The following is a 25,020-nucleotide window of genomic DNA, read 5'->3' on the forward strand; positions in this document are numbered from 1 at the left end:
CCTCTAGTCGAGCTGTTCGGCGATGCTCTGCGGCACCGGGATCTGGATTTCCAACAGTTGCTGGGCGAAGGCTTTGCCTTGCGGATCGATGCGCAGACTGGCCACGCCACCACCGCCGAGAGCGTTTTCCAGGAGAAAATTCAGGCTGTGGGTGCCGGGCAGATACCAGCGTTCGACCCGGCCGTGGATCGGGTCGAGCACGTGGCTCATCCAGTCGACAATGACGGCGGGGGTCAGCGCTTCGGCAATCCATGGCAGGTATTCAGGTTTGCGCGGCATGACGCCGATGTTGCTGTGATTACCCTTGTCTCCGGAGCGCGCGACGGCCAGTTTCACCAGCGCCACGCTGGCATCGGCGCGACCCTGGGGTTTGGGTGGCTGATGGGACAGGGGCAAATCTTCGCTGTCGAGGGCGCTCAGTGAGGGCAGGGTGCATGGATAGTGTTCACCGGCCATGTCGATGTGCAGCGAGCAAGCGCTTTTATCGATCAGAAAAGAGAACAGACGAATCAGCGGATACACCGTTGGCCGCCCACCGACAATACCGGTCAGCCCCGGCGCCATGCCAGTGGCGGCCTGGGCGATTTCCCGGGAGAACAGCACCAGTGCCTGTTTATTCGGGTGGCGCACGGCGAGTTTAATCACCACTTCACGGCTGTCGTGTCGCTGGCCATGGGGGCCGTAGGTGGCTTCGCTGCCAAGCAGTTCGATGTCGGTTTCGCTGTAGGGCGCCCAACCGCGCTGGCTGAACATTTCCGCCGTTTTGGCGATGATTGCCTGACTGACGCGTCGCGCCTTGTCCACCGCATCAATACCGGCGATCAGGCAACTGGCAGTGCAGCGAAAACCGTCCGGATACGTGGCGCTGACCTTGTATTTGTCGCTGGGTGGCAAACCTTTGGCGCCGTGCACGTGCACCGTGTTTTTGCCTTGTTGCTGAAGTTTGACCTGAGTGAAGTCGCAGACCACGTCGGGCAACAGATAGGCCTGTGGATCGCCGATTTCATACAGCATCTGCTCGCCGACGGTCAGCGGTGTGACCAGTCCACCGGAGCCCTCGGGTTTGCTGACGATGAATTGGCTGTCGGCACTGACTTCAACGATGGGGAAACCGATGTGTTCGTAATCCGGCACGTCGCGCCAATCGGTGAAGTTGCCGCCAGTGCATTGCGCGCCGCATTCGATGATGTGCCCGGCCAGCGCGGCCTGGGAGAGTTTGTCGTAGTCGTGCCACGACCAGTCGAATTCGTGCACCAGCGCGGCGCTGACCACGGCGCTGTCGACCACCCGGCCGGTGATGACGATATCGGCACCCAGGCGTAGCGCTTCGACAATGCCCGGCGCGCCGAGATAGGCGTTGGTCGACACGCACATCGGCGGCAGCGGGGCGCCGCTGAACATCTCGGTGATGCCGCTGAGGTGTTTTAGCTGGGGTTGCAGATCATCGCCGAGCAATACAGCGATTTTCAGCGCGATGCCGGCCTTGTCGCACGCTGCTTGCAGGGCGGCGGCACAGGCCTGCGGATTGACTCCTCCGGCATTGCTGATCACGCGGATGTTCTGCTCGGCCAATTGCGGCAACAGGGGCGTGAGAACTTCGATGAAGTCGCCGGCAAACCCCGCCTGCGGATCCTTCATGCGTGCGCCGGCCATGATCGACATGGTGATCTCGGCGAGGTAGTCGAACACCAGATAGTCCAGCTTGCCGCCCTCCACCAGCTGCGCGGCGGCGGTGGACGTATCTCCCCAGAATGCGCTGGCGCATCCGATGCGAACGGTGGTGGGCATTTTTATCTCCGACTCAGCAACCTGCGACAGAAGTGTCTGGAGGCTACCAAGCAAGCGCTTGGTTTGTAAACAGTTGAAACTATCTTCTGCCCAAGCGCTTGCTTGGTTTCCGCTGGCGGCTTAAATTGCGCGCAACCCTGCGGTTTCAGGGGGCAACAGACTGATCGACTGTAGGAGAGAACGGGTGGACGAGCAAAAAGCCCTGAGGGTCATGCGCGATTTGGTTGATGAAGGCCAATTGACCGACCCCGACAGCGCCCGCGGCAAATTGCTGCAAGTGGCCGCTCACCTGTTCCGTAACAAAGGCTATGAACGCACCACGGTGCGGGACCTGGCCGGCGCCGTCGGCATCCAGTCGGGAAGCATTTTTCATCACTTCAAAAGCAAGGATGAAATCCTCCGCGCAGTGATGGAAGAAACCATCCGTTACAACACCGCGTTGATGCGAGCGGCGCTGGCCGACGCGACAGATGTGCGCGAGCGCGTGCTGGCGCTGATCCGCTGCGAATTGCAGTCGATCATGGGCGGCAGCGGTGAAGCCATGGCGGTGCTGGTCTACGAGTGGCGCTCGCTCTCCGAAGAAGGCCAGGCCAAGGTGCTGGCTTTGCGCGATGTCTACGAAGACATCTGGCTGCAAGTGCTGGGTGAAGCCAAGGACGCCGGATTTATTCGTGGCGATGTATTTATTACCCGACGTTTCCTCACCGGTGCACTGTCGTGGACGACCACCTGGTTCCGTGCCGGCGGCAGTTTGAGCCTCGATCAGTTGGCCGATGAGGCGTTGATTCTGGTCCTCGAAGCGCGTTGAAGCACTTTCTATCCGGCCGGGAAACTGGCTAACTGGGCGAAACCGCCTAGCTTGAATGCATTGATCGGTATTTTTTCGGGGAGTGGGGTGTTTTGAAGTCTTCGCCAATTCGGACGGCCGCGGGGTTGATGCTCGCAGCGCTGGCTGCATTTTGGGTTTTGTCCGCTCAGGCAGCGCAACTGGTTCGGGTCGGCGCGGCGCATTTTCCGCCTTACACCATTCGCCCGGAAAACGGTGCCGACACAGGTCTCCTGCCGCAGTTGGTCGAGGCCCTCAATCGTCTGCAAAGCGACTATCAGTTCGTCCTTGTGCCGACCTCGATTCCGCGGCGTTTCGGTGATTTCAAGCAGGGGCGGATCGACATGGCAATTTTCGAGAATCCCGATTGGGGCTGGAAAGATATTCCGCACACGGACGTCGACATGGGCCTTGAGGACGCCGAGATTTTCGTCGCACAATGCGAAGACGGTCGTCAGCAGAACTACTTTGCCGACCTCACTGGCAAGCGCCTGGCGTTGTTCAGCGGTTATCACTACGAGTTCGCCAACTTCAACGCCGACCCCAAGTATCTGGCTCAGAATTACAACGCCACGCTGACCTATTCCCACGACAGCAATCTGCTGATGGTCCTGCGTTCGCGGGCGGATATTGCTCTGGTGACGCGTTCGTATCTGTTCGATTACCTACTGCGTAACGAAAAGGTGCGCGATGAGTTGCTGGTGTCGCAGCGCATCGATCAGGTCTATCACCACTACGCGATTCTTCGCCCGACGGCGCCCATCACCGGCGTCGCATTTGCCAGGTTGCTTCAGGGCCTGCGCAACAATGGCGAAATGCTGAAGATCTTCGAGCCGTACAAGATCGCCGTGGTGCCGGTGCCCGCTCATTGATGCAGCGATTTTCCTTGCGGGCCTAAATTTCCTTTCCCGGCTCACGTCACATCGTTGAACTGTCGACGATTATCGTGAGCCCGACCCATGTCCAATTTGAATGACCTGACTGCCCTGGCCTTGCCTACGGGCAGTCAACTGATCGCTGATGCCAGCGAAAGCCGTCTGAGCCTGAGCCTTGACGGACAACCGCTGATTCGCTTGCGCCTCGATCGAGAGGCCAAGGGATCGATCCAGCTCGATGAGCGCTTTGCGCTGCCGCCCGGGCAGGCGCTGTGGGCAGCCTGTTACTGGCTGTTCGCGCGGGATCCGGCGTGCCAGCAATTGACCTGGCAACTGGATCAGCTTCCGACCGAAGCCTTGCTCAGCGGCTTGCTGGTGAGCACCGACGTGGCCGGTGAGTATCGCTGTGAACGCACGCTGTTCTGGCAACTACCGCAACCGTGGCTCGGCACTTCGCTGGCAGGCAGCTATCCGCAGCAAATGGTCATCAGCCAGGGCAAGCGTCATCCGCTGCGCCCGGTGAAGCCGCGGGGCGAAGTGTATCGGCGTTTCGATGCGCGTCTGGGTGCGTGGATTTCTCTGCGCACTGTAGAGATCGAAGAAGACTTGCCGCGTTTCAACCTCTGGCAGAACAGCCCGCGCGTCGCCAGTTTCTGGCAGGAAGAGGGCAGCATCGAGAAGCACCGCGAGTATTTGAGCAAGCTCGACGCCGACCCGCACACGCTGACCTTGATCGGCTGCTTCGATGATCAGCCGTTTGCCTATTTCGAAGCCTACTGGGCCAAGGAAGATCGCATCGCGCCGTTCTATGATGCCGACGATTACGACCGTGGCATCCACATGCTGGTCGGCGAGGAGGATCATCGCGGTCCGCACAAAGTGGCGAGCTGGTTATCGGCGCTGGTGCATTACCTGTTTCTGGATGATCCGCGCACTCAGCGTGTGGTCGCTGAACCTCGGGCCGACAACGCGAAGATGATCGGCCATATGCACAATCAGTGCTTCCACTGCGAGAAGGAGTTCGACTTCCCGCACAAGCGCGCGGCGCTGATGATTCTGGGGCGTGAGCGGTTTTTTGATCGGTGCAAACTGGCCTGAGGTGATTTAAAAGCAAAAGATCGCAGCCTTCGGCAGCTCCTGCAGAGGAATGCATTTCCATGTAGGAGCTGCCGAAGGCTGCGATCTTTTTTAACTGGCGACGCGGTCTTAGCGACGACCCGCAATCACCGCATCGCGGCGGCTGCCCGAGACCTTGCGGCAGTGCACCAGCGCATCACGAATCATGAAGTTGACCAGGGTTGGCGAAACGCCGAGTTCCTTGGCGATGTCCTTTTGCGGCACGCCGTGCAGGCGGTACATCTCGAATGCGTAGCGAGTGCGGCTGGGCAGTTCGGTCAGCGCGTCGGCGATGTTCTCCAGAGTTGAGAAGTTGATGTGCGAGGTTTCCGGCGAAGCACCTTGAATAACCACGTTCAGCCCTTCCTCTTCAGGGCCGGAGTACTTCTGCTCAAGCGCCTGCTTGCGGTAGTGATCGATGGCGAGGTTGCGCACGATCTGGAACAGATAGCTCAGTTGCGCCTTGATCGACGACGTGATCGGTGGCGCCGATTGCAGTCGGAAAAACGCATCCTGCACCACATCTTCGGCGCGCGACCGACAGCCGGTAATACGGGCTGCAATCTTGACCAGAATCAGTCGATTGTCGACGAATGCCTGAAGTAGCGGTGAATCGCACTTGCTTGTGGATACTTGTTCCGTCATGGAAATCACCTTGCTGCCAAATAGGTTAGTGGGACGCCTGGGGACGGGGCCGCCCTACACATCGAGCGACAAATTATGTTGAATGATAATGATTGTCAATTGAGAAAGAGAAGTAATGCGCCACAAAGGTGCGTTCTGAGAACTGCGACACGCCGCCACACCCCGGCCCCATTGGCGATCCAGCCTGCCGACTAATTATTTCAAGACGTCATCCGTTCTCATTGGTGAATGGATCCGGGCGCACAGTCCCGGCCAGACAGCATTCCGATGCCTTGCGCGGTCGGCACAGACCGCGCCCTGCATGCCCTTTGAGGGGCGTGACGCAGCAACCCGATTCCATTAGCAAGCCGAATTCAGGCAGGAAACCTCATGACCGACGCGTTCGAACTCCCCAGCACCCTGGTCCAAGCCCTCCAGCGCCGCGCGGCCCTGACGCCGGATCGACTGGCCTTGCGTTTTCTCGCTGAAAACCCGGAGCAGGCTGTGGTGCTCAGTTATCGCGAGCTGGATCAACGCGCACGCATGATTGCCGCCGCGTTGCAGGCTGACACTGAATTCGGTGATCGCGCGGTGCTGCTGTTTCCCAGTGGCCCGGATTACGTCGCGGCGTTTTTTGGTTGCCTGTACGCCGGCGTGATCGCGGTGCCGGCCTATCCTCCGGAATCCGCGCGTCGTCACCATCAGGAGCGTTTGCTGTCGATCATTGCCGACGCCGAACCGCGTCTGCTGCTAACCAGCGCCGACCTGCGCGACGCCTTGCAGCAGATCGAAGGCGCGCCGCCGCTGTTGTGTGTTGACAGCCTCGACAGCGCACTGGCGCAAAACTGGGCTGAGCCGAATCTGCCACCAGACCACATCGCCTTCTTGCAATACACCTCCGGTTCCACCGCACTGCCCAAAGGCGTGCAGGTCAGCCACGGCAATCTGGTCGCCAACGAATTGCTGATCCGCCATGGTTTCGGCATCGATGTGAACCCTGACGACGTGATCGTCAGTTGGTTGCCGCTGTACCACGACATGGGTTTGATCGGCGGTCTGCTGCAACCGATCTTCAGTGGCGTGCCGTGCATCCTGATGTCGCCAGCGTACTTCCTCGGCCGGCCATTGCGCTGGCTGGAAGCGATCAGCGAGTACGGCGGCACCATCAGCGGCGGGCCGGACTTTGCTTACCGATTGTGCAGCGAGCGAGTGAGTGAATCGGCACTCGAACGGCTCGATCTGAGCCGCTGGCGCGTGGCGTATTCCGGTTCCGAACCGATCCGTCTCGACACCCTCGAACGCTTCGCCGAGAAGTTCACTGCGTGTGGTTTCAGTGAGGACAGTTTCATGGCCTCGTACGGTCTGGCCGAAGCGACGCTATTCGTTGCCGGCACTCCGCGCGGCACTGGCATCCCGGCACTGCGCGTGGACGATCAGGCGCTGGCGCAAAACCGCGCCGAGCCAGGTGAGGGCAGTCCGATCATGAGTTGCGGCATCAGCCAGCCGGAACACGCCGTACTGATCGTCGAGCCGAACGCGCTCGTAGAAGTGGCCGACAACGCGGTTGGCGAAGTCTGGGCCGCCGGCCCGAGCATCGCCCACGGCTACTGGCGCAACCCCGAAGCCAGTGCCAAGACCTTCGTCCAGCACGCCGGTCGTACCTGGCTGCGCACCGGTGACTTGGGCTTTATGCGCGACGGTGAGTTGTTCATCACCGGTCGCCTGAAAGACATGCTCATCGTGCGCGGCCACAACCTCTATCCGCAGGACATCGAGAAGACCGTCGAGAACGAAGTGGAGGTCGTGCGCAAGGGCCGTGTCGCGGCGTTCGCCGTCACTCAGGACGGTGAAGAGGGCATCGGTATCGCTGCGGAAATCAGCCGCAGCGTGCAGAAAATCCTGCCGCCGGAAGCCTTGATCAAAGCCATTCGCCAGGCGGTGGCCGAGGCTTATCAGGAAGCCCCAAGCGTCGTGGTGCTGCTCAATCCGGGCGCGCTGCCGAAAACCTCCAGCGGCAAATTGCAGCGCTCGGCATGCCGCAATCGTCTGGCCGATGGCAGCCTCGACAGCTACGCAGTATTCCCGTCAACGGCATCCGAAAGCCAAGAGTCGACCAGCAGCGCCTGCGAACTCGAAGCGCAGATCGCCAACATCTGGGCCGAGCAACTCAACGTCAAACAGGTCAACGCCGACGATCACTTCTTCCTGCTCGGCGGCAACTCGATCGCTGCCACGCAAGTCATCGCCCGGGTTCGCGAAGAACTCAGCCTTGAGCTGAACTTGCGTCTGCTCTTCGAAGCACCAACACTGTCGGCATTCGCCGCTGCCGTGGCCCAACAGCAACAGGACGGCGGCAGCGCCCAAGGCGCAATCACCGCGTTGTCGCGCAGCGAGCCAATGCCGCAATCGCTGGCGCAAAACCGTTTGTGGATCACCTGGCAACTCGACCCGCAGAGCAGCGCCTACAACATTCCCGGTGCCCTGCGTTTGCGCGGCGAACTGGACGAAGACGCGTTGCGCGCCAGTTTCCAGCAACTGATCGAGCGCCACGAGTCGCTGCGCACACGCTTTTTCGAACGCGACGGCGTGGCCCTGCAACACGTCGATGCCGCCGCCGAATTCAACCTGCAACTGATCGACATCAGCGACCTGCCGGCGCATGAGCGCGAAGCCCGCGCCGTGCAGATCCGCGAAGACGAAGCGCGTACTCAGTTCGACCTGGAAAAAGGCCCGCTGCTGTGGGTGACGCTGGTGCGTCTCGACGACGAAGATCATCAATTGCTGGTGACGATGCACCACATCATCGCCGACGGCTGGTCGCTGAACGTGTTGATCGACGAATTCTCGCGCCTGTACGCCGCCGCTTCGCAAGGTGCGACCGCGACCCTTGCACCGCTGCCGACCCAATACGCCGACTACGGCAGCTGGCAGCGTCAATGGCTGGCGCAAGGCGAGGGCGAGCGGCAACTGGCGTACTGGAAAGCACAGTTGGGCGATGAACATCCGGCGCTGGAACTGGCCAGCGATTACCCACGGTCGGCCAAGCAAACTCACAGCGCCGCGCGCCATAGCGTGCGTCTTGGCGCCAGCCTCAGCGATGCGATCCGCAACACGGCGCAAGCGCATCAATCGACGCCGTTCATGCTGCTGCTCTCGGCATTCCAGAGCCTGCTGCATCGCTACAGCGGTCAGCGCGACATCCGCATCGGCGTTCCGAACGCCAACCGTCCGCGCCTGGAGACCCAGGGCCTGATCGGCTTCTTCATCAACACCCAAGTACTTCGCGCTGAAATCGATTTGCGCCTGTCATTCGTTGAGCTGCTGGCTCAGACCCGCGAAGCCGCACTGGGTGCACAAGCAAATCAGGATCTGCCGTTCGAACAACTCCTCGAAGCGTTCCCGCAGGCCCGCGAACAAGGCCTGTTCCAGATCATGTTCAACCACCAGCAGCGCGATCTGAGTGCGCTCAAACGTCTGCCGGGTCTGCTTGCCGAAGAACTGCCGTGGCATAGTCGCGAAGCCAAGTTCGACCTGCAATTGCACAGTGAAGAAGACCGCAACGGGCGCTTGACGCTGTCGTTCGACTACGCCAGCGAACTGTTCGACGCGGCCACCATCGAGCGTCTGGCCGAGCACTTCAGCAACCTGTTGCGCGAAGTCTGCGAACGTCCGGAGCAAGCCATCGGTGATCTGCAGCTGCTGACCGCCACTGAATACGATCAGCAAAAACACTGGGGCGTTGCGCCATGCACTCCGGCGCAACAGTGGTTGCCGGAACTGCTCAACGAACAGGCGCGCCAAACGCCGGAACGCACCGCGCTGGTGTGGGACGGCGGCAGCCTCGATTTCGCCGAATTGCACAGCCAGTCCAATCGTCTTGCGCATTACCTGCGCGACAAAGGCGTCGGTCCGGATGTTTGCGTGGCCATCGCCGCCGAGCGTTCGCCACAACTGCTGATCGGTCTGCTGGCGATCATCAAGGCCGGTGGCGCTTATGTGCCGCTGGACCCGGATTACCCGGCCGATCGTCTGGCCTACATGCTCAGCGACAGCTGTGTTGAACTGCTGCTGACCCAGACCGGATTACTCGAGCTCTTGCCGGCCAGCGATGGCGTCAGCGTGATCGCCATGGATGCGTTGCATCTGGAGAACTGGCCGAGCCAGGCGCCAGGCCTGCACCTGCACGGCGACAACCTCGCTTATGTGATTTACACCTCGGGTTCCACAGGCCAACCGAAAGGTGTCGGCAACACCCACGCGGCATTGGCCGAACGTCTGCAATGGATGCAGAACGCTTACGCCCTCAATGAAACGGACGTGCTGATGCAAAAGGCCCCGATCAGTTTCGACGTGTCGGTGTGGGAGTGCTTCTGGCCGCTGATCACCGGTGCGCGTCTGTTGATCGCCGGCCCCGGTGAACACCGCGATCCGCATCGCATTGCCCAGCTCGTTAAAGAATATGGCGTGACCACGCTGCACTTTGTGCCGCCGCTGCTTTCGCTGTTTATCGACGAACCGCTGAGCGCCGAATGCACCAGCCTGCGCCGGGTATTCTCCGGCGGTGAAGCGCTGCCTGCCGAATTGCGCAATCGCGTGTTGGCGCAACTACCGGCGGTGCAATTGCACAACCGTTACGGCCCGACCGAAACCGCGATCAACGTCACCCACTGGCATTGCACCACTGCCGATAGCGACCGTTCGCCGATTGGCCGTCCGCTGGGCAATGTGATTTGCCGCGTACTCGATGCCGATCTCAATCCAGTGCCGGCCGGTGTGCCGGGTGAACTGTGCATCAGCGGCATCGGTCTCGCTCGCGGTTACCTCGGTCGGCCATCGTTGACCGCCGAGCGTTTTGTCGTCGATCCGCTGGGCGAGCAGGGCGCACGTTTGTACCGCACCGGCGACCGTGCGCGCTGGACCTGCGATGGCGTGATCGAATACCTCGGCCGTCTCGATCAGCAGGTCAAACTGCGTGGTTTCCGCGTCGAACCGGAAGAAATCGAAGCACGTTTGCTCGCCCAGGACGGCGTCGCCCAAGCCGTGGTGCTGGTGCGCGAAACCGCCGCTGGCGCACAACTGATCGGCTACTTCACCGCCCTTGACGCCAGCGAAGATCAGGATGAGCAAATTGCTCGCCTGAAAGCCGCACTGGCCGCTGAGCTGCCGGAATACATGGTCCCGGCGCAACTGATGCGTCTGGACGCAATGCCCCTCAGTCCGAGCGGCAAACTCGACCGCCGCGCCTTGCCTGAACCCCAATGGCAAGTGCGTGAACACGTCGAACCGGTGTCTGAGCTGGAACAACAGATCGCCGCGATCTGGCGCGAAGTCCTTGGCCTGAGCCAGGTCGGTCTGCGCGACGACTTCTTCGCCCTCGGCGGCCACTCGCTGCTGGCCACACAAATCATCTCGCGTACCCGTCAGGCTTGTGACGTCGAACTGCCGTTGCGGGCCTTGTTCGAGCACAGCGAACTCGGTGATTTCGCCGAACAGATCCGCCTGATCCAGGCCAGCGGTCGCACCAACAAACAGCCGCCGATCGACAAGGTCGACCGCAGCCAACCGGTGCCGTTGTCGTACTCGCAACAGCGCATGTGGTTTCTTTGGCAAATGGAGCCGGACAGCCCGGCGTACAACGTCGGCGGCATGGCGCGTCTGCGTGGCGTGTTGCATGTCGAGCGTTTCGAGTCGGCGTTGCAAGCGCTGATCTTGCGTCACGAAACCCTGCGCACCACGTTCCCGAGTGTCGACGGCGTTGCGCGTCAGCAGGTGCATGCCGAAACCGGCGTGCGCATGGGCTGGAAGGATTTCTCCAAATTCGCCGCCGACGTGCGCGAGCAAAAGGTTCAACAACTGGCCGATGAAGAAGCGCATTTGCCGTTCGACCTGGAAACCGGCCCGCTGCTGCGCGCCTGTCTGGTGAAGACCGCCGAGCAGGAGCATTACTTCGTTCTGACCCTGCACCACATCGTCACCGAAGGCTGGGCGATGGACATCTTCGCCCGCGAACTCAGTGCGCTGTACGAAGCGTTTGTCGATGATCGCGATTCGCCGCTGGAGGCGCTGCCGGTGCAGTACCTCGACTACAGCGTCTGGCAGCGCAACTGGCTGGAATCCGGCGAGCGTCAGCGCCAACTCGACTACTGGACCGCGCAACTCGGCCGTGAACATCCGCTGCTGGAATTGCCCGGCGACCGCCCGCGTCCGCCGGTGCAAAGCCACCAGGGCGAGCTGTTCCGTTTCGACCTGAGCGACGACCTCGCCGCGCGGGTTCGTGCGTTCAATGCGCAAAACGGTCTGACCCTGTTCATGACCATGACCGCCGCACTGGCCACGTTGCTGTACCGCTACAGCGGGCAGAACGATCTGCGCATCGGCGCGCCAGTGGCCAACCGCATCCGTCCGGAAAGCGAAGGGCTGATTGGTGCCTTCCTCAATACCCAAGTGTTGCGTTGCCAGCTCGACGGCATGATGTCGGTCGGTGAACTGTTCGAGCAGGTGCGTCACACCGTGATCGAAGGCCAGTCGCATCAGGACCTGCCGTTCGATCATCTGGTTGAAGCCTTGCAGCCGCCACGCAGCGCCGCGTACAACCCGCTGTTCCAGGTGATGTGCAACGTGCAGCGCTGGGAATTCCAGCAGAGCCGCATGCTCGCCGGCATGACCGTCGAGTACCTGGCCAACGATGCGCGGGCGACCAAGTTCGACCTCAACCTGGAAGTCACCGACCTCGACCATCGCCTCGGTTGCTGCCTGACTTACAGCACCGATCTGTTCGACGAACAGACCATCGCGCGCATGGCCAAGCATTGGCGCAATCTGCTCGAAGCGTTGATCGCCGATCCGCAACAGCGTCTAAGCGAATTGCCGCTGCTGGACGCTCCGGAGCAACAGCAACTGCTCGACAGCCTCGGCGTCGAACCGGGTGAGCATCGTCTCGACCAGTGCATCCATCACCTGTTCGCCGAACAAGCGCTGGCGCGCAAAGACGCGCCGGCCCTGACCTTCGCCGGGCAGACCCTGAGCTACGCTGAACTCGACGCCCGCGCCAATCGCTTGGCCTGGGCCTTACGTGAGCGTGGCGTCGGCCCGCAAGTGCGCGTAGGCCTGGCGCTGGAGCGTTCGCTGGAAATGGTCATCGGCCTGCTGGCGATTCTCAAGGCTGGCGGCGCCTATGTGCCGCTGGACCCGGAATACCCGCTAGACCGTCTGCACTACATGATCGAAGACAGCCGTATCGGCCTGCTGCTCAGTGATCGCGTGATGTTCAAAGCCCTCGGCGATCTGCCGCCAAATGTGGCGCGCTGGTGCCTGGAAGATGACAGCGCAGCTCTCGCCGCTTATCCGGCCACTGAGCTGCCATTTATCAGCCTGCCGCAGCATCAGGCTTATCTGATTTACACCTCGGGTTCGACCGGCAAGCCGAAAGGCGTGGTGGTCTCCCACGGCGAAATAGCCATGCACTGCCAAGCCGTGATCGAGCGTTTCGGCATGCGCCCGGACGACTGCGAGCTGCACTTCTACTCAATCAACTTCGACGCGGCGACCGAGCGTCTGTTGGTGCCGCTGCTCAGTGGTGCACAGGTGGTGCTGCGTGCGCAAGGTCAGTGGGACGCGGAAGAAATCTGCGGTCTGATCCGCACGCATAAAATCAACGTGCTCGGTTTCACCCCGAGCTACGGCAGCCAGTTGGCGCAGTTCCTCTCGACGCAAAACGAAATCCTCCCGGTGCGTATGATCATCACCGGCGGCGAAGCGTTGACCGGCGAACACCTGCAACGGATTCGCGCAGCGTTCAAACCGGCGATGTTCTTCAATGCCTATGGCCCGACCGAAACCGTAGTCATGCCACTGGCCAGTCTGGCGCCGGAAGTGCTGGAAGAGGGCGCCGGCAGTGTGCCGATCGGCAGCGTGATTGGCGCGCGTGTCGCCTATATTCTCGACGCCGATCTAGCGCTGGTGCCGCAAGGTGCGACAGGTGAATTGTTCGTCGGCGGCGCCGGTCTGGCGCAGGCTTATCACGACCGTCCGGGCATCACTGCCGAACGTTTTGTCGCTGACCCGTTCGCCACCGATGGCGGACGCATGTACCGCACCGGCGACCTGGTGCGCCAGCGTGCCGATGGTTTGGTGGAATACCTGGGGCGGATCGACCATCAGGTAAAGATTCGTGGTTTCCGTATCGAACTGGGCGAAATCGAAACGCGCCTGCTCGATCACGACTCGATCCGCGAAGCCGTGGTGCTCGCCCTGGATGCGCCAAGCGGCAAACAACTGGTGGGCTATCTGGTCACCGAAATCGCTGAACAAAGCGAAGCCAAGCAGGCTGAACTGCGCGACGCGCTGAAGTCGCACCTCAAGGCACAACTGCCGGATTACATGGTGCCGACGCACCTGATTCTGCTGGCGAGCATGCCGCTGACCGCCAACGGCAAACTCGACCGTCGCGCCTTGCCGGCACCGGATCCTGAGTTGAATCGTCAGGACTACGTCGCGCCGAGCAACGAACTGGAGCAGACCCTGGCGCAGATCTGGTGCGAGGTGCTCAACGTCGAACAGGTCGGCCTCAACGACAACTTCTTCGAACTCGGCGGCGACTCGATTCTGTCGATTCAAGTGGTCAGTCGCGCACGGCAGCAAGGCATTCATTTCAGCCCGCGTGATCTGTTCCAGCATCAGACGGTGCAGACCCTCGCCGCCGTGGCCAGCCGCACCGAGCTGGTGACGGCCGAGCAAGGTCTGGTGGTTGGCGAATCGGCCCTGACGCCGATTCAGCACTGGTTCTTCGACACTGAAATCCCCGAGCGTCAGCACTGGAACCAGGCGTTGTTGCTGGAGCCGACCGTGCAGTTGGAACCGCATCGTCTGGAGCAGGCGCTGCTGGCGGTAATCGAGCAGCATGACGCCTTGCGTCTGCGCCTCACCAAGGTCGACGGCCAGTGGCAAGCGACCCACCAACCGGTGTCCGATGCCACTGTTCTCTGGCAAGTACGCGTGACCTCGATGGACAAGTGCGAAGCGCTGTTCGCCGATGCCCAGCGCAGCCTCGACCTTGAGCAAGGACCGTTGGTGCGCGCCGTACTGGTCGATGGCCCTGAAGGTCAGCAACGCCTGTTTATCGCGATTCATCACTTGGTGGTCGACGGCGTGTCTTGGCGTGTTTTGCTTGACGATGTGCAAACGGTTTATCGCCAGCTCGACGCCGAACAAGCGGTCAAACTGCCGGCGAAAACCAGTGCCTTCAAGGACTGGACGGCACGTTTGCAGGCCTACGCCGGCAGCGAATCCCTGCGCGAAGAACTCGACTGGTGGCAGACCCAACTGGCCGGCCCGAGCGCTGATCTGCCTTGTGAAAACCCGCAGGGCGGTCAGCAGAATCGTCACGCACAAACCGTCAGCGTGCGTCTCGATGCCGAGTACACCAAACAATTGCTGCAGCAGGCGCCGGCTGCCTATCGCACGCAGGTCAACGACCTGCTGCTGACCGCGCTGGCCCGCGTGCTGTGCCGCTGGAGCGGTCAGCCGTCGGCGCTGATTCAACTGGAAGGCCACGGCCGCGAAACCCTGTTCGACGAGATCGACCTGACCCGCACCGTCGGCTGGTTCACCAGCGCCTATTCATTGCGCCTGACTCCGCACAACATCGAAGCAGTTGCCGGGCAGGGCGCTTCGATCAAGGCGATCAAGGAACAACTGCGCTCCGTGCCGCACAAAGGCCTCGGCTATGGCGTGCTGCGATATCTCGCCGATGACCTCAGCCAGCGCAGCATGGCCGCGCTGCCGCACGCGCCGGTCACGTTCAACTACCTCGGCCAGTTCGATCAAAGTTTCGGCAGCGATGCGCTGTTCCGCCCGCTCGATGAAGCGGTCGGTGCTGCCCACGATCCGCAGGCGCCATTGCCGAACGAGCTGAGCATTGACAGCCAGGTTTACGGCGGTGAGTTGCTGCTGCGCTGGACCTTCAGCGCCGAGCGTTACGACACGCAGACCATCAACGATCTGGCCGATGCCTACCTCGGCGAGCTGCAAAGCCTGATCGCCCATTGCCTGCAAGACGAGGCCAGTGGCCTGACGCCGTCGGACTTCCCACTGGCCAAGCTGACTCAGTCGCAACTCGATGCCTTGCCGGTGCCAGCCGCACACATCGAAGACGTCTATCCGCTGACGCCGATGCAAGAAGGCATGCTGCTGCACACTTTGCTCGAACCGGGCACCGGTCTGTACTACATGCAGGATCGCTACCGCATCAACAGCGAACTCGACGCCGAGCGTTTCGCTCAGGCCTGGCAAGCGGTGATCGCCCGTCACGAAGCGTTGCGCGCCTCGTTTTGCTGGAACGTCGGCGAAGACATGCTGCAAGTGATCCACACCCCGGGTCGCACGCCGATCGAGTACCTGGACTGGAGCGCCATTGCCGAAACCGAGCAGGAACCGAAGCTGCAAGCACTCTTGAAAAACGAGCGCGAGGCCGGTTTCGATCTGCTCAATCAGGCGCCGTTCCACCTGCGCCTGATCAAGGTCGGCGCGGCGCGTTACTGGTTCATGATGAGCAACCACCACATCCTCATCGATGCCTGGTGCCGTTCGTTGCTGATGAACGACTTCTTCGAAATCTACACAGCTCTCGGTGAAGGTCGCGACGCGCAGTTGAGCGCGCCACCGCGTTATCGCGATTACATCGGCTGGCTGCAACGCCAGAACCTGGCCGAAGCGCGGCAGTGGTGGCAGCAGAACCTGCAAGGGTTCGAGCGCACTACACCGATCCCGAGCGACCGTCCGTTCCTGCGTGAACACGCCGGTGAAAGCGGCGGCATGATCGTCGGCGACCGCTATACCCGCCTCAATGTCGAGGACGGTGCGCGTCTGCGTGAACTGGCGCAGGCCCATCAACTGACCATCAACACCTTCGCTCAAGCGGCATGGGCGCTAGTGCTGCGCCGTATGAGCGGCGATCGTGACGTGCTGTTCGGCGTGACCGTGGCCGGGCGTCCGGTGGAAATGCCGGAAATGCAACGCACCGTCGGCCTGTTCATCAACAGCATCGCCCTGCGGGTGAAAATGCCTGAGGACGATCAGCGCAGCAGCGTGCGTCAGTGGCTCAGTGGTTTGCTCGACAGCAACATGCAGCTGCGCGAATACGAATACCTGCCGCTGGTGAACATCCAGGAACAAAGCGAATTGCCGAAAGGCCAGCCGCTGTTCGACAGCCTGTTCGTCTTCGAAAACGCCCCGGTGGAAGTCTCGGTACTCGATCGTGCGCAGAGCCTCAATGCGACCTCGGACTCGGGCCGTACCCACACCAACTTCCCGCTGACGGCGGTGTGCTACCCCGGCGATGACCTCGGTCTGCACCTGTCGTATGACCAGCGTTATTTCGACGAATCAACCATCGAGCGCATGCTCGGCGAGTTCAAACGCTTACTGCTGGCACTGGTTGATGGCTTCCATGGCGACATGGCCGATCTGCCGCTGCTGGGTGCCGAGGAGCAGGACTTCCTGCTGCACGGTTGCAACCAGAGTGCGCATGGCTACCCGCTGGAGCAGAGCTATGTGGCGCTGTTCGAAGCGCAGGTCGCCGCGCATCCACAACGCATCGCCGCCACGTGCCTTGATCTGCAACAGAGCTACGCCGAGCTGAACCACAACGCCAACCGTCTCGGCCATGCACTGGTCGCCGCGGGTGTGCAGATGGATCAACCGGTGGCGTTGCTCGGTGAACGTAATCTCGATCTGCTCGGCATGATCATCGGCAGCTTCAAGGCTGGCGCGGGTTATCTGCCGCTGGATCCGGGCCTGCCGAGTCAGCGTCTGCAACGCATCATCGAGCTGAGCCGCACGCCGGTGCTGGTCTGTTCTAAAGCATGCTTTGAACAGGCGCAGACATTGCTGGATGAATTCAGCTGCGCCAATCGCCCGCGCTTGCTGGTCTGGGAAGAGATTCAAGCGGCGGCAACGTCGGCGCAGAACCTGGGCATTTACAGCGGCCCGGATAACCTCGCTTACGTGATCTACACCTCGGGTTCGACCGGCCTGCCGAAAGGCGTGATGGTCGAGCAGCGCGGCATGCTCAACAACCAATTGAGCAAGGTGCCGTACCTGAACCTGAGCGCCGCCGACGTGATCGCCCAGACCGCTTCGCAAAGCTTCGACATTTCGGTCTGGCAGTTCCTTGCCGCACCGTTGTTCGGTGCGCGCGTGGACATCGTGCCGAATACGATTGCCCACGATCCGCAAGGTTTGTTGGTGCATGTGCAGGCGCAGGGCATCACCGTGCTGGAGAGCGTGCCATCGCTGATTCAGGGCATGCTCGCCTCGGAGCGCCTGAGCCTCGATGGCTTGCGCTGGATGTTGCCGACCGGTGAGGCGATGCCGCCGGAACTGGCGCACCAGTGGCTGCTGCGTTACCCGCACATCGGTCTGGTCAATGCTTACGGCCCGGCGGAATGCTCGGATGACGTGGCGTTCTTCCGTGTCGACATGGCCTCGACCCGCGGCAGTTACTTGCCGATCGGCACGCCGACCGACAACAACTTGTTGTACCTGGTCGACGGCGCGCTGGAGCTGGTGCCGTTGGGTGCGGTGGGCGAGTTGTGCGTGGCAGGCACGGGCGTCGGTCGTGGTTATGTCAGCGATCCGCTGCGCACCGCGCCAGTGTTTGTGCCGAACCCGTTCGGTGCGCCGGGCGAGCGCTTGTATCGCACCGGTGACCTGGCGCGGCGCCGCAGCGACGGTGTGCTGGAGTACGTCGGTCGCGTCGACCATCAGGTGAAGATTCGCGGTTACCGTATCGAGCTGGGTGAGATCGAAGCACGCCTGCATGAACAGCCGGAAGTGCGCGATGGCGCGGTCGGTGTACAGGAAGGCGTCAACGGCAAGCACCTGGTCGGGTATCTGGTGGCTGCTGATAGCGCGCTGAATCCAAGTGAACGCCTGGAGCGGATCAAACAGCGCCTGCGCGCCGAGCTGCCGGAATACATGGTGCCGTTGCACTGGTTGTGGCTCGATCAGCTGCCGCTCAATGCCAACGGCAAACTCGATCGCAAAGCCCTGCCGGCGCTGGAGATCGGCCAGTTGCAGAGCCAGGACTATCTGGCCCCGCGCAATGATCTTGAACAGACGCTGGCTGATATTTGGGCCGAGGTGCTGAAGGTCGAAAATGTCGGTGTACGCGACAACTTCTTCGAGCTGGGCGGGCACTCGTTGCTGGCCACGCAGATCGCCTCGCGCGTGCAGAAAACCCTGCAACGTGACGTGCCGCTGCGAGCGATGTTCGAGTGCAGCACGGTGGAGGAACTGGCTGAGTACATCGATGGGCTGGCGGCGAGTGATATCACCGAGGAGAAGGTCGATCGGTTGAATGATCTGATGGCGGAGCTGGAAGGTTTGTAATTTTTAGCGTCTGTACTGGCCCTTTCGCGAGCAAGCTCGCTCCCACACTTAGTACTGTGCACGCAGAACCAATGTGGGAGCGAGCTTGCTCGCGAAGGCGGCATCAGCATCACACAAACCGCATCATTTCCAGGGTTGACGACCAGTAACCGGCAGCTCAGTCTGCCGGTTCTCTTTTTTTTCGCGAGGGTGGTCGATGCCTTTTTTCACGGTTGACGGACAAGCGCTGCATTACATTGATCAAGGCACAGGCCCGGCGGTGTTGCTGGCTGGCAGCTACCTGTGGGATCAGGCCATGTGGTCGCCGCAGATTGCCGCTTTGTCGCCGCACTATCGGGTGATTGCGCTGGATCTGTGGGGCCATGGCGAGTCGGGGCGGCTGCCTGAAGGCACGGCGTCGCTGGACGACATCGCTCGTCAGGCGCAGGCCTTGCTCGACCATCTCGACATCGATCAGGTCACCCTCGTCGGGCTGTCGGTCGGTGGCATGTGGGGCGTGCGTCTCGCACTGTCGGCACCGCAGCGGATCAACGGTCTGGTGCTGATGGACACGTATGTTGGCGTCGAACCGGAGCCTACTCGTCAGTACTATTTCTCACTGTTCAAGCAGATAGAAGACACCGGCGAGATTTCCGAACAACTGCTCGATATCGTCGTGCCGATCTTCTTCCGCCCGGGCATCGATCCACAGTCGGCGCTGTATCAGGAATTTCGCGCGAAACTGGCGGCGTACTCCTCGGATCGGCTACGCGAAAGTATCGTGCCGATGGGGCGTATTACCTTTGGTCGCGATGATTTGTTGCCACGTCTGGGCGAGTTGAATGCGGCAACCACGCTGGTCATGTGCGGCGATCAGGACAAGCCGCGACCACCGTCGGAAGCGCAGGAAATGGCCGAGCTGATCGGTTGCCCGTGGGTGCTGGTGCCGGACGCGGGGCATATCTCCAATCTGGAGAATCCCGAGTTTGTCACCGAGGTGTTGTTTACGTTCCTCAGCGAGCGCAACCGATACACCGAGTAAACCCAATTGTCGGAACGCCGCCCGGAGCCGGCTTCCGGTCGGCGCTCCGCCGTAGGGGCCAGTCCAGGCAACGAAAAGCCAAAATCTGCGATACTCGCGCCCGCGATGACACTCATTAAGGGACTGATGTGGAACAATTTTACTGGCGCGATCTCAAGGATCTCGAGGATAAGTGGGCGGGCTTGAGCGTTGAGGTCAAACGAACCACGTCAAACAAGCCGCCGCTTCATCTACAGAGCGGGAACAACGGGCGGATGAAGTTGATGCTCAACGACATCACGTTGTTTTGGGGCACCATCGCCACCTCGTACTACGGTGCGTGGCTGGTTCGCAAACCGCAATCCATTCAACTGGAATCATCACCGGTACCTGCCATCGATTCTGCTGACGTCCAGGAACATTTTGATTTGCCGCCCGATGAGCGTATCCGCAACTGGTGTCGCTACTTCATCAGCAAGTTGATGGAACATCAGGCGGACTTTCTCTACCCCGGCCATTGGGTGGCGCGTCCGCTGTTGCCCACTGCGGCACGCTACACATATGGCGAAGGCGTACGCGGCTGGTATTTCTCCACACCCACAGAGGCGTCCAGCCATTTGCCGAGATGGTACGCGCGCGGTGAGGGCATTCTCGACAATGTAAATCCGCAGACCGTGCATTGGCTCGACTGGGATTTGGGTCATCTGATCGGCTTGCACACCGTGGACCCATTGTCAGGCCGGATGAAGTGGTGGCGTAAAAAAGCCCGAGAGGGCAGCTTGCCGCCCATCCTGCTCTGGTACGTGGGCGGGTTGTGCTCCTACGTGATTATCGATGGCCATTACCGATTGCAGGCAGCGCTCGACGAGCACGTAAAACCCGACTTTATTGTCTTGAGCTTCACTGAGGCGCGACAGGTCAAGTTGTGTGAAGACACCCAACAGCGAGTGTTCAGCTCACTGATGATGCAAAGCGCGAAAAACCCCGAGTTTGATGTACGAACATTGAATCAGGCGCTGATCCACACTTTTGATGATCGTCCGTACCATTGGGCGGGTACGCATGCCTGGGCGGGCATTGCGTCGGATCAACAGTGGAGCACTGAGGTAGCGACGTTTTTGGGCGCGCAGGGCGCAACAGAACACTTGGAAGACATCCTCGGCCGCTGCGATTTTTGAAAGCTTGCGCACGTGTGCGCAAGCCAACAATGGTTACTTGGGCCCGAGAATTTTCGCCAACTTGTCCGGCGAAGGCGCACCTTGCTGCTGTTGTAGCTCGCCCTTGTCATCCATATAGAAAATCGCCGGTGTGGCCTGTAAGTCCAGGTCTTCCATCAACTGCATGTTCGCCGCCAGTTTGGTCTGCACGGCCACCGGAATATCCTTCAAGGCTTTAAGCGAGCTGCCCTTGCCAGCCTTTTCATGATCTTCCAGGGCCTTGGCCGGATCTTTCGCCGCCAGCAGCGCCGCCGATTTACCCGGGCTGTCCTCGCGAATGATGCCGACCATGATGTGCCGCAACTGCACCTTGCCAGCCTTGACCCACGGCCGCGCCTGTTCCCAGAACATGTTGCAGTAAGGACAGTTCGGATCGCTGAACAGGTACACGGTGCGCGGTGCATCCTTGTTGCCGTCCTGAATCCAGTTGCTCGCCTCGAACTTGGCCCAGACTTCCTTGGCCATCGGCGCGTAGACCAGTTTTTGTAACGGTTCGCTGCTCAGATCCTTGCCGTCGGCGTCGTACAGATTACCCAGTAAAACGTGTTTGCCATCCGGAGTCAGGTACAGCGCCATGCCACGGTTCTGATATTGCGCCGCATAGCCGCGCAGGCCATCGGGCGCATCGAACTGGCCGACGATTTTCGCGCCTTTGGCTTCGATCTGTTTGATCGCCGCAGGCAATTCTTCAGCGGCCTGCACCGACGGCAAGTGCAGCAGGGCGGTGCCCAGAGTCAGCGTCAGCAGGTGGCGGAGGCGGGGCATGGCAGTTTCCTTGCAGAGGTGGCCGGTGCAGTGGCCGGGTTCGAATTCGGGGTCGGGGTGGCAAAATTTTCCAGGGCGCGCGCCAGGCTGGCGTTGGATAACTCGCCCAGGTGACTGCTCAGCAGCCGACCGTCGGGGCTATAGAACAGCGTAGTCGGCAATGCCATCGAACCGACGGCCTGACCCAGCCGCCCACTACGGTCGAACAGCACGTTGTTAAGGCTCAGGCCCTGGGTCTCAAGAAACGTCGCCACGCTCTGCATGCTTTCTGCCTGATTGACGAACAGGAAAGTCAGGTCCGGGCGTTGTTGCTGAGCGCTTTCCAGCACCGGCATCTCGCGCCGGCACGGCGGGCACCAGGTTGCCCACAGATTGATCACCAGCGGGCCGCCCTGATAATCGCTGAGCTGGATGGTTTCCCCGGCTGCGTTGCGCAGGGAGATGTCCGGCAGTCGCGTGCCTTGTTCATAGATGTTTAACGACAACGTCGCCAACAGCCAGAACGCCACACCGCTGGCCACGCCAAAGCCCAGTGGACGACGCAGCCCAGGACGACGCCAGCCGCGATACAGCGCCGCCAGCAGCAACACAATTACACCCGGCCAGGCGAGGAAACCACCGTCACGCAAATCGATGATTTGCCACGGGTCGTTGCGATAGTGCGACCAGTACAGCAGCACAAAGGCCACCCGCGCCGCGAGCATGCCCAACAGAAACAGGCTGAACAATGCCGACTCGGGGTTATCGCCGCCACGCTTGGCCACCCGCCAGCCGACAAAGGTCGCCAGCGCCAGGGCACTGATCAGCAGCAGGTGGTTAAGTGCGATGGCAAAGGTGCCGAGGGTTAAAGTCAGCATTAATTGGCGTCCCGGGTGGTGGCCCAGCGTTGCAGGAACGTCTCGGCATCGACTTCGCCGGTGATGCGCTGGCTGCGGCGTTCTTCGCCATCACTACCGATCCAGACAAAGCTCGGAGGCCCCGGCACTTTGTAGCGGCTGAGCAGTTCACGGCTGGCGGCGTTGTCGGCAGTCACATCGAGGCGTATTAGACGTACGTCATTCAACGCCTGCATGACCTTGTCCTTGCCGAACACCTGTTTCTCCATGACTTTGCACGACACGCACCAGTCGGCGTAGTAATCGAGCAATACCCACTGGCCTTGAGCCTTGGCAGCGTCGAGTTCGCGTTGCAGCGCCGCCGGCTCCTTGATCGTGGTGAACGCGTCATGCGCCGATGGCGCCGCCGCGCCGGTGCGCCCGGCACTGTAGACCTGCAACGGCTGATACGGATCATCGCTGCCGCCCGCCGCGCCAATCACCAGCAAACTGCCCCACAACCCGAGCAACAGCGAACTGGCGCCGAACAACTGGGCCACTCGGCCAAAACCTTCGGACTGTTTCCAGGCACAGAACGCGGCGATCAACAGCAATGCACCGCACAGACCCAACCACAACGATGCATCCAGGACAGGACGCAACATCAACAGCGCCGTGGCGAGGAAGAGGAAACCGAACACACCTTTGAGCAGGTTCATCCAGGCACCGGGTTTGGGCAGGAAGCGATTGCCCACGGTCACCAGCAACAACAACGGCACACCGATGCCGATGCCCAGCGAGAACAGGATCAAGCCACCGTGCAGCGCGTTGCCGCTCTGCGCGATGTAAAGCAAGGCACCTGCCAGCGGCGCGGTCATGCACGGGCCGACCAGCAGACCGGACAAGGCACCGAGGACCCCGGCGCCAATCAGACTGCCACCGCTGCGACTGCGCGAGGCGTGTTCCAGACGATCGCGCAGGGCTACCGGCAATTGCAGTTCAAAGAAACCGAACATCGGCAAGGCCAGCACCACAAAGATCGCGGCGAACGTGCCGAGCAGCCACGGATTCTGCAACCACGCCTGCAGGTTTGCGCCGAGCAGCGCGGCGATCACGCCCATCGCCGCATACACCAGGGCCATGCAGATCACATAACTGCCGGCCAGCGCAAAACCGCGACGCGGGGTGGCGCCACTGCCGACCACCATGCCGGCGAGAATCGGCAGCATTGGCAATGTGCAAGGCGTGAATGCCAGCAACAGTCCGAGGCCGAAAAAAACCAACAGGCTCCAGCCCAGCGCCCGTTGTTGCAGGCTGCTGGCCAAAGCCTGATCCGGCGCTTCAGTGCTTGCCGCAACCGCCGCTTTACCACCCAGATCGATGACCCGGGTTTGCGGCGGATAGCACAGGCCGGCATCGGCACAGCCCTGATAGCTGACCTTGATCTGCCCTGTGGCTGCCGCCGGGATTTTCACTTCCAGCCCTTGGCGATAGACCGGTTGCTCTCCGAAAAACTCGTCGCTGTGGGATTCGCCTTCAGGCAGTGCGGGCTGCTGTTCGGCGCTCAAACCATCGAATTTCAGGCGTTTCTGATACAGGTAATAGCCGTCGGTGATTTGCCAGAACAGCTGGGTTTCACCGGATTCCAGGCGTTCCGAGGTGAGCACGAATGCCTGGTCGACCGGCAGAAACTCCGGTTTTGTCTCAAACGGATTGTTTCCAGCCTGGGCCAGGCTGGAAATCAGTAGAGCAAACAAAAGTAAAAAATGACGCATGGAGGAGCCTTGTCCCTGTGCAAGTGGGGTGCAGAATGGGCGGCGGCGATTAACCGATAATTAACCGTATCCTACAAGGCCCTCCGGGCTTCGGCCAATCAGCCTCGCAGCAGTCCGGGCCAGTTCGTGTCATTGATGGTTTGCGGGCCGGAGACCAGGCGGTCGGACTGAATGTTGTAAGTCAGGTATTGGTTGTCGGTCAGGAAGATGTACCAGTAGCTGTCGGCGAAAGTCCGGTCATTTTGCGCTGCCGTGATAATGCGGTCCTTGTACGGTTTCAGCGCGCCAAGTTGATTGTCTCCGAAGGATTTGTAAGTCAAGGTCTTTGCCTTGAAGTTAAACGATAGATAGTGTCCGTCGTTCAGGATGAACCTGAACAGAAACGGGTGACCGGTCAGTTGGAACCAGGTGCCGGCGATGATCTTGTCGAAGTAGGGCAATATCGGCTTCCAGATCGAATCGGAAACTTTATAGAAGGCATCGACCTTGTCCTTGTCCTGGTTGTATTTACACACCATGGGTATTGTTCCCTGATAGAAGAACAACCAGGCAATATCTTCATCGGACGGGGTGTTCCAGCCGAATGAAGTGGTTGTCAGTCCGAAACGCAAGTCTTTGGCATAGGGGTCAAAGCTGTCCCAGCTACCGCCGACCGATGCGGGATAGTTGGCGGATACCCCATTGTCACCGAGATCGAATCGGGAATAGGTGTCACTGTCCTTGAAGAAGAAATAAATTCGGTCGGGGCCGGAGCGCCAATCGATCGCGACGAAGTCTTTTAGTTGAGGCATGTTTATTAAGTCCCTTTAAAGTTGTCGGTGGTTGCCAGT

Annotated in this window: 12 protein-coding genes; 6 read left to right on the forward strand and 6 right to left on the reverse strand. The window is 60.7% G+C overall.

Going from position 1 to position 25,020, the window contains the following annotated elements:
• Positions 1-3: 3 nt before the first annotated feature.
• Entirely contained in the window at positions 4-1,788 is a 1,785-nt protein-coding gene (locus FGA82_RS13175; protein WP_141127397.1) for an acyclic terpene utilization AtuA family protein, read from the reverse strand.
• A gap of 184 nt (positions 1,789-1,972) precedes the next feature.
• Between FGA82_RS13175 and FGA82_RS13180 the strand changes: the two genes are divergently transcribed.
• From FGA82_RS13180 to FGA82_RS13190, 3 genes are all read left to right on the forward strand, one after another.
• A complete protein-coding gene (locus tag FGA82_RS13180; protein WP_141127398.1) occupies positions 1,973-2,596 on the forward strand; it encodes a TetR/AcrR family transcriptional regulator in 624 nt (207 codons plus the stop codon).
• 92 nt (positions 2,597-2,688) lie between these two features.
• Positions 2,689-3,486: a substrate-binding periplasmic protein gene (locus FGA82_RS13185; RefSeq protein WP_141127399.1), complete on the forward strand. Its 798-nt coding sequence runs from the start codon at positions 2,689-2,691 to the stop codon at positions 3,484-3,486.
• A gap of 87 nt (positions 3,487-3,573) precedes the next feature.
• On the forward strand, positions 3,574-4,587 hold the full coding sequence (locus FGA82_RS13190) for a GNAT family N-acetyltransferase (RefSeq protein ID WP_141127400.1): 1,014 nt from the start codon (positions 3,574-3,576) through the stop codon (positions 4,585-4,587).
• Between the two features lie 108 nt (positions 4,588-4,695).
• Here FGA82_RS13190 and FGA82_RS13195 read toward each other — a convergent pair whose 3' ends face one another.
• On the reverse strand, positions 4,696-5,250 hold the full coding sequence (locus tag FGA82_RS13195; RefSeq protein ID WP_141127401.1) for an RNA polymerase factor sigma-70: 555 nt from the start codon (positions 5,248-5,250) through the stop codon (positions 4,696-4,698).
• A gap of 369 nt (positions 5,251-5,619) precedes the next feature.
• Between FGA82_RS13195 and FGA82_RS13200 the strand changes: the two genes are divergently transcribed.
• The 3 genes from FGA82_RS13200 (at position 5,620) to FGA82_RS13210 (ending at position 20,796) form a co-directional block, all read left to right on the forward strand.
• The gene (locus FGA82_RS13200; protein WP_141127402.1) at positions 5,620-18,618 is read left to right on the forward strand and encodes a non-ribosomal peptide synthetase; all 12,999 of its coding nucleotides are present in this window, start codon (positions 5,620-5,622) and stop codon (positions 18,616-18,618) included.
• Positions 18,619-18,814: 196 nt separating this feature from the next.
• Positions 18,815-19,639 carry an alpha/beta fold hydrolase gene (locus FGA82_RS13205; RefSeq protein ID WP_141127403.1) on the forward strand — a complete coding sequence of 275 codons (825 nt, stop codon included), beginning with the start codon at positions 18,815-18,817 and terminating at the stop codon, positions 19,637-19,639.
• Positions 19,640-19,767: 128 nt separating this feature from the next.
• Positions 19,768-20,796, forward strand: a complete 1,029-nt coding sequence (locus tag FGA82_RS13210; protein WP_141127404.1) for a ParB/Srx family N-terminal domain-containing protein — start codon at positions 19,768-19,770, stop codon at positions 20,794-20,796.
• A 33-nt stretch (positions 20,797-20,829) separates the two neighbouring features.
• Here the strand turns inward: FGA82_RS13210 and dsbG are convergent, their stop codons facing one another.
• From dsbG to FGA82_RS13230, 4 genes are all read right to left on the reverse strand, one after another.
• Positions 20,830-21,600: a thiol:disulfide interchange protein DsbG gene (gene dsbG / locus FGA82_RS13215; RefSeq protein WP_141127405.1), complete on the reverse strand. Its 771-nt coding sequence runs from the start codon at positions 21,598-21,600 to the stop codon at positions 20,830-20,832.
• The gene (locus FGA82_RS13220; RefSeq protein ID WP_141127406.1) at positions 21,576-22,457 is read right to left on the reverse strand and encodes a TlpA disulfide reductase family protein; all 882 of its coding nucleotides are present in this window, start codon (positions 22,455-22,457) and stop codon (positions 21,576-21,578) included. Before FGA82_RS13220 ends, dsbG begins: the two co-directional genes overlap by 25 nt.
• Positions 22,457-24,190 (reverse strand): protein-disulfide reductase DsbD, encoded by a 1,734-nt coding sequence (gene dsbD / locus FGA82_RS13225; protein ID WP_141127407.1) that lies wholly within the window; start codon positions 24,188-24,190, stop codon positions 22,457-22,459. The genes FGA82_RS13220 and dsbD overlap by 1 nt, the downstream gene beginning before the upstream one ends.
• A gap of 98 nt (positions 24,191-24,288) precedes the next feature.
• Positions 24,289-24,981: a hypothetical protein gene (locus tag FGA82_RS13230; RefSeq protein WP_141127408.1), complete on the reverse strand. Its 693-nt coding sequence runs from the start codon at positions 24,979-24,981 to the stop codon at positions 24,289-24,291.
• Positions 24,982-25,020 lie beyond the last annotated feature (39 nt).

This window comes from Pseudomonas fluorescens (assembly GCF_005938625.1).
GTDB lineage: Bacteria > Pseudomonadota > Gammaproteobacteria > Pseudomonadales > Pseudomonadaceae > Aquipseudomonas > Aquipseudomonas fluorescens_BD.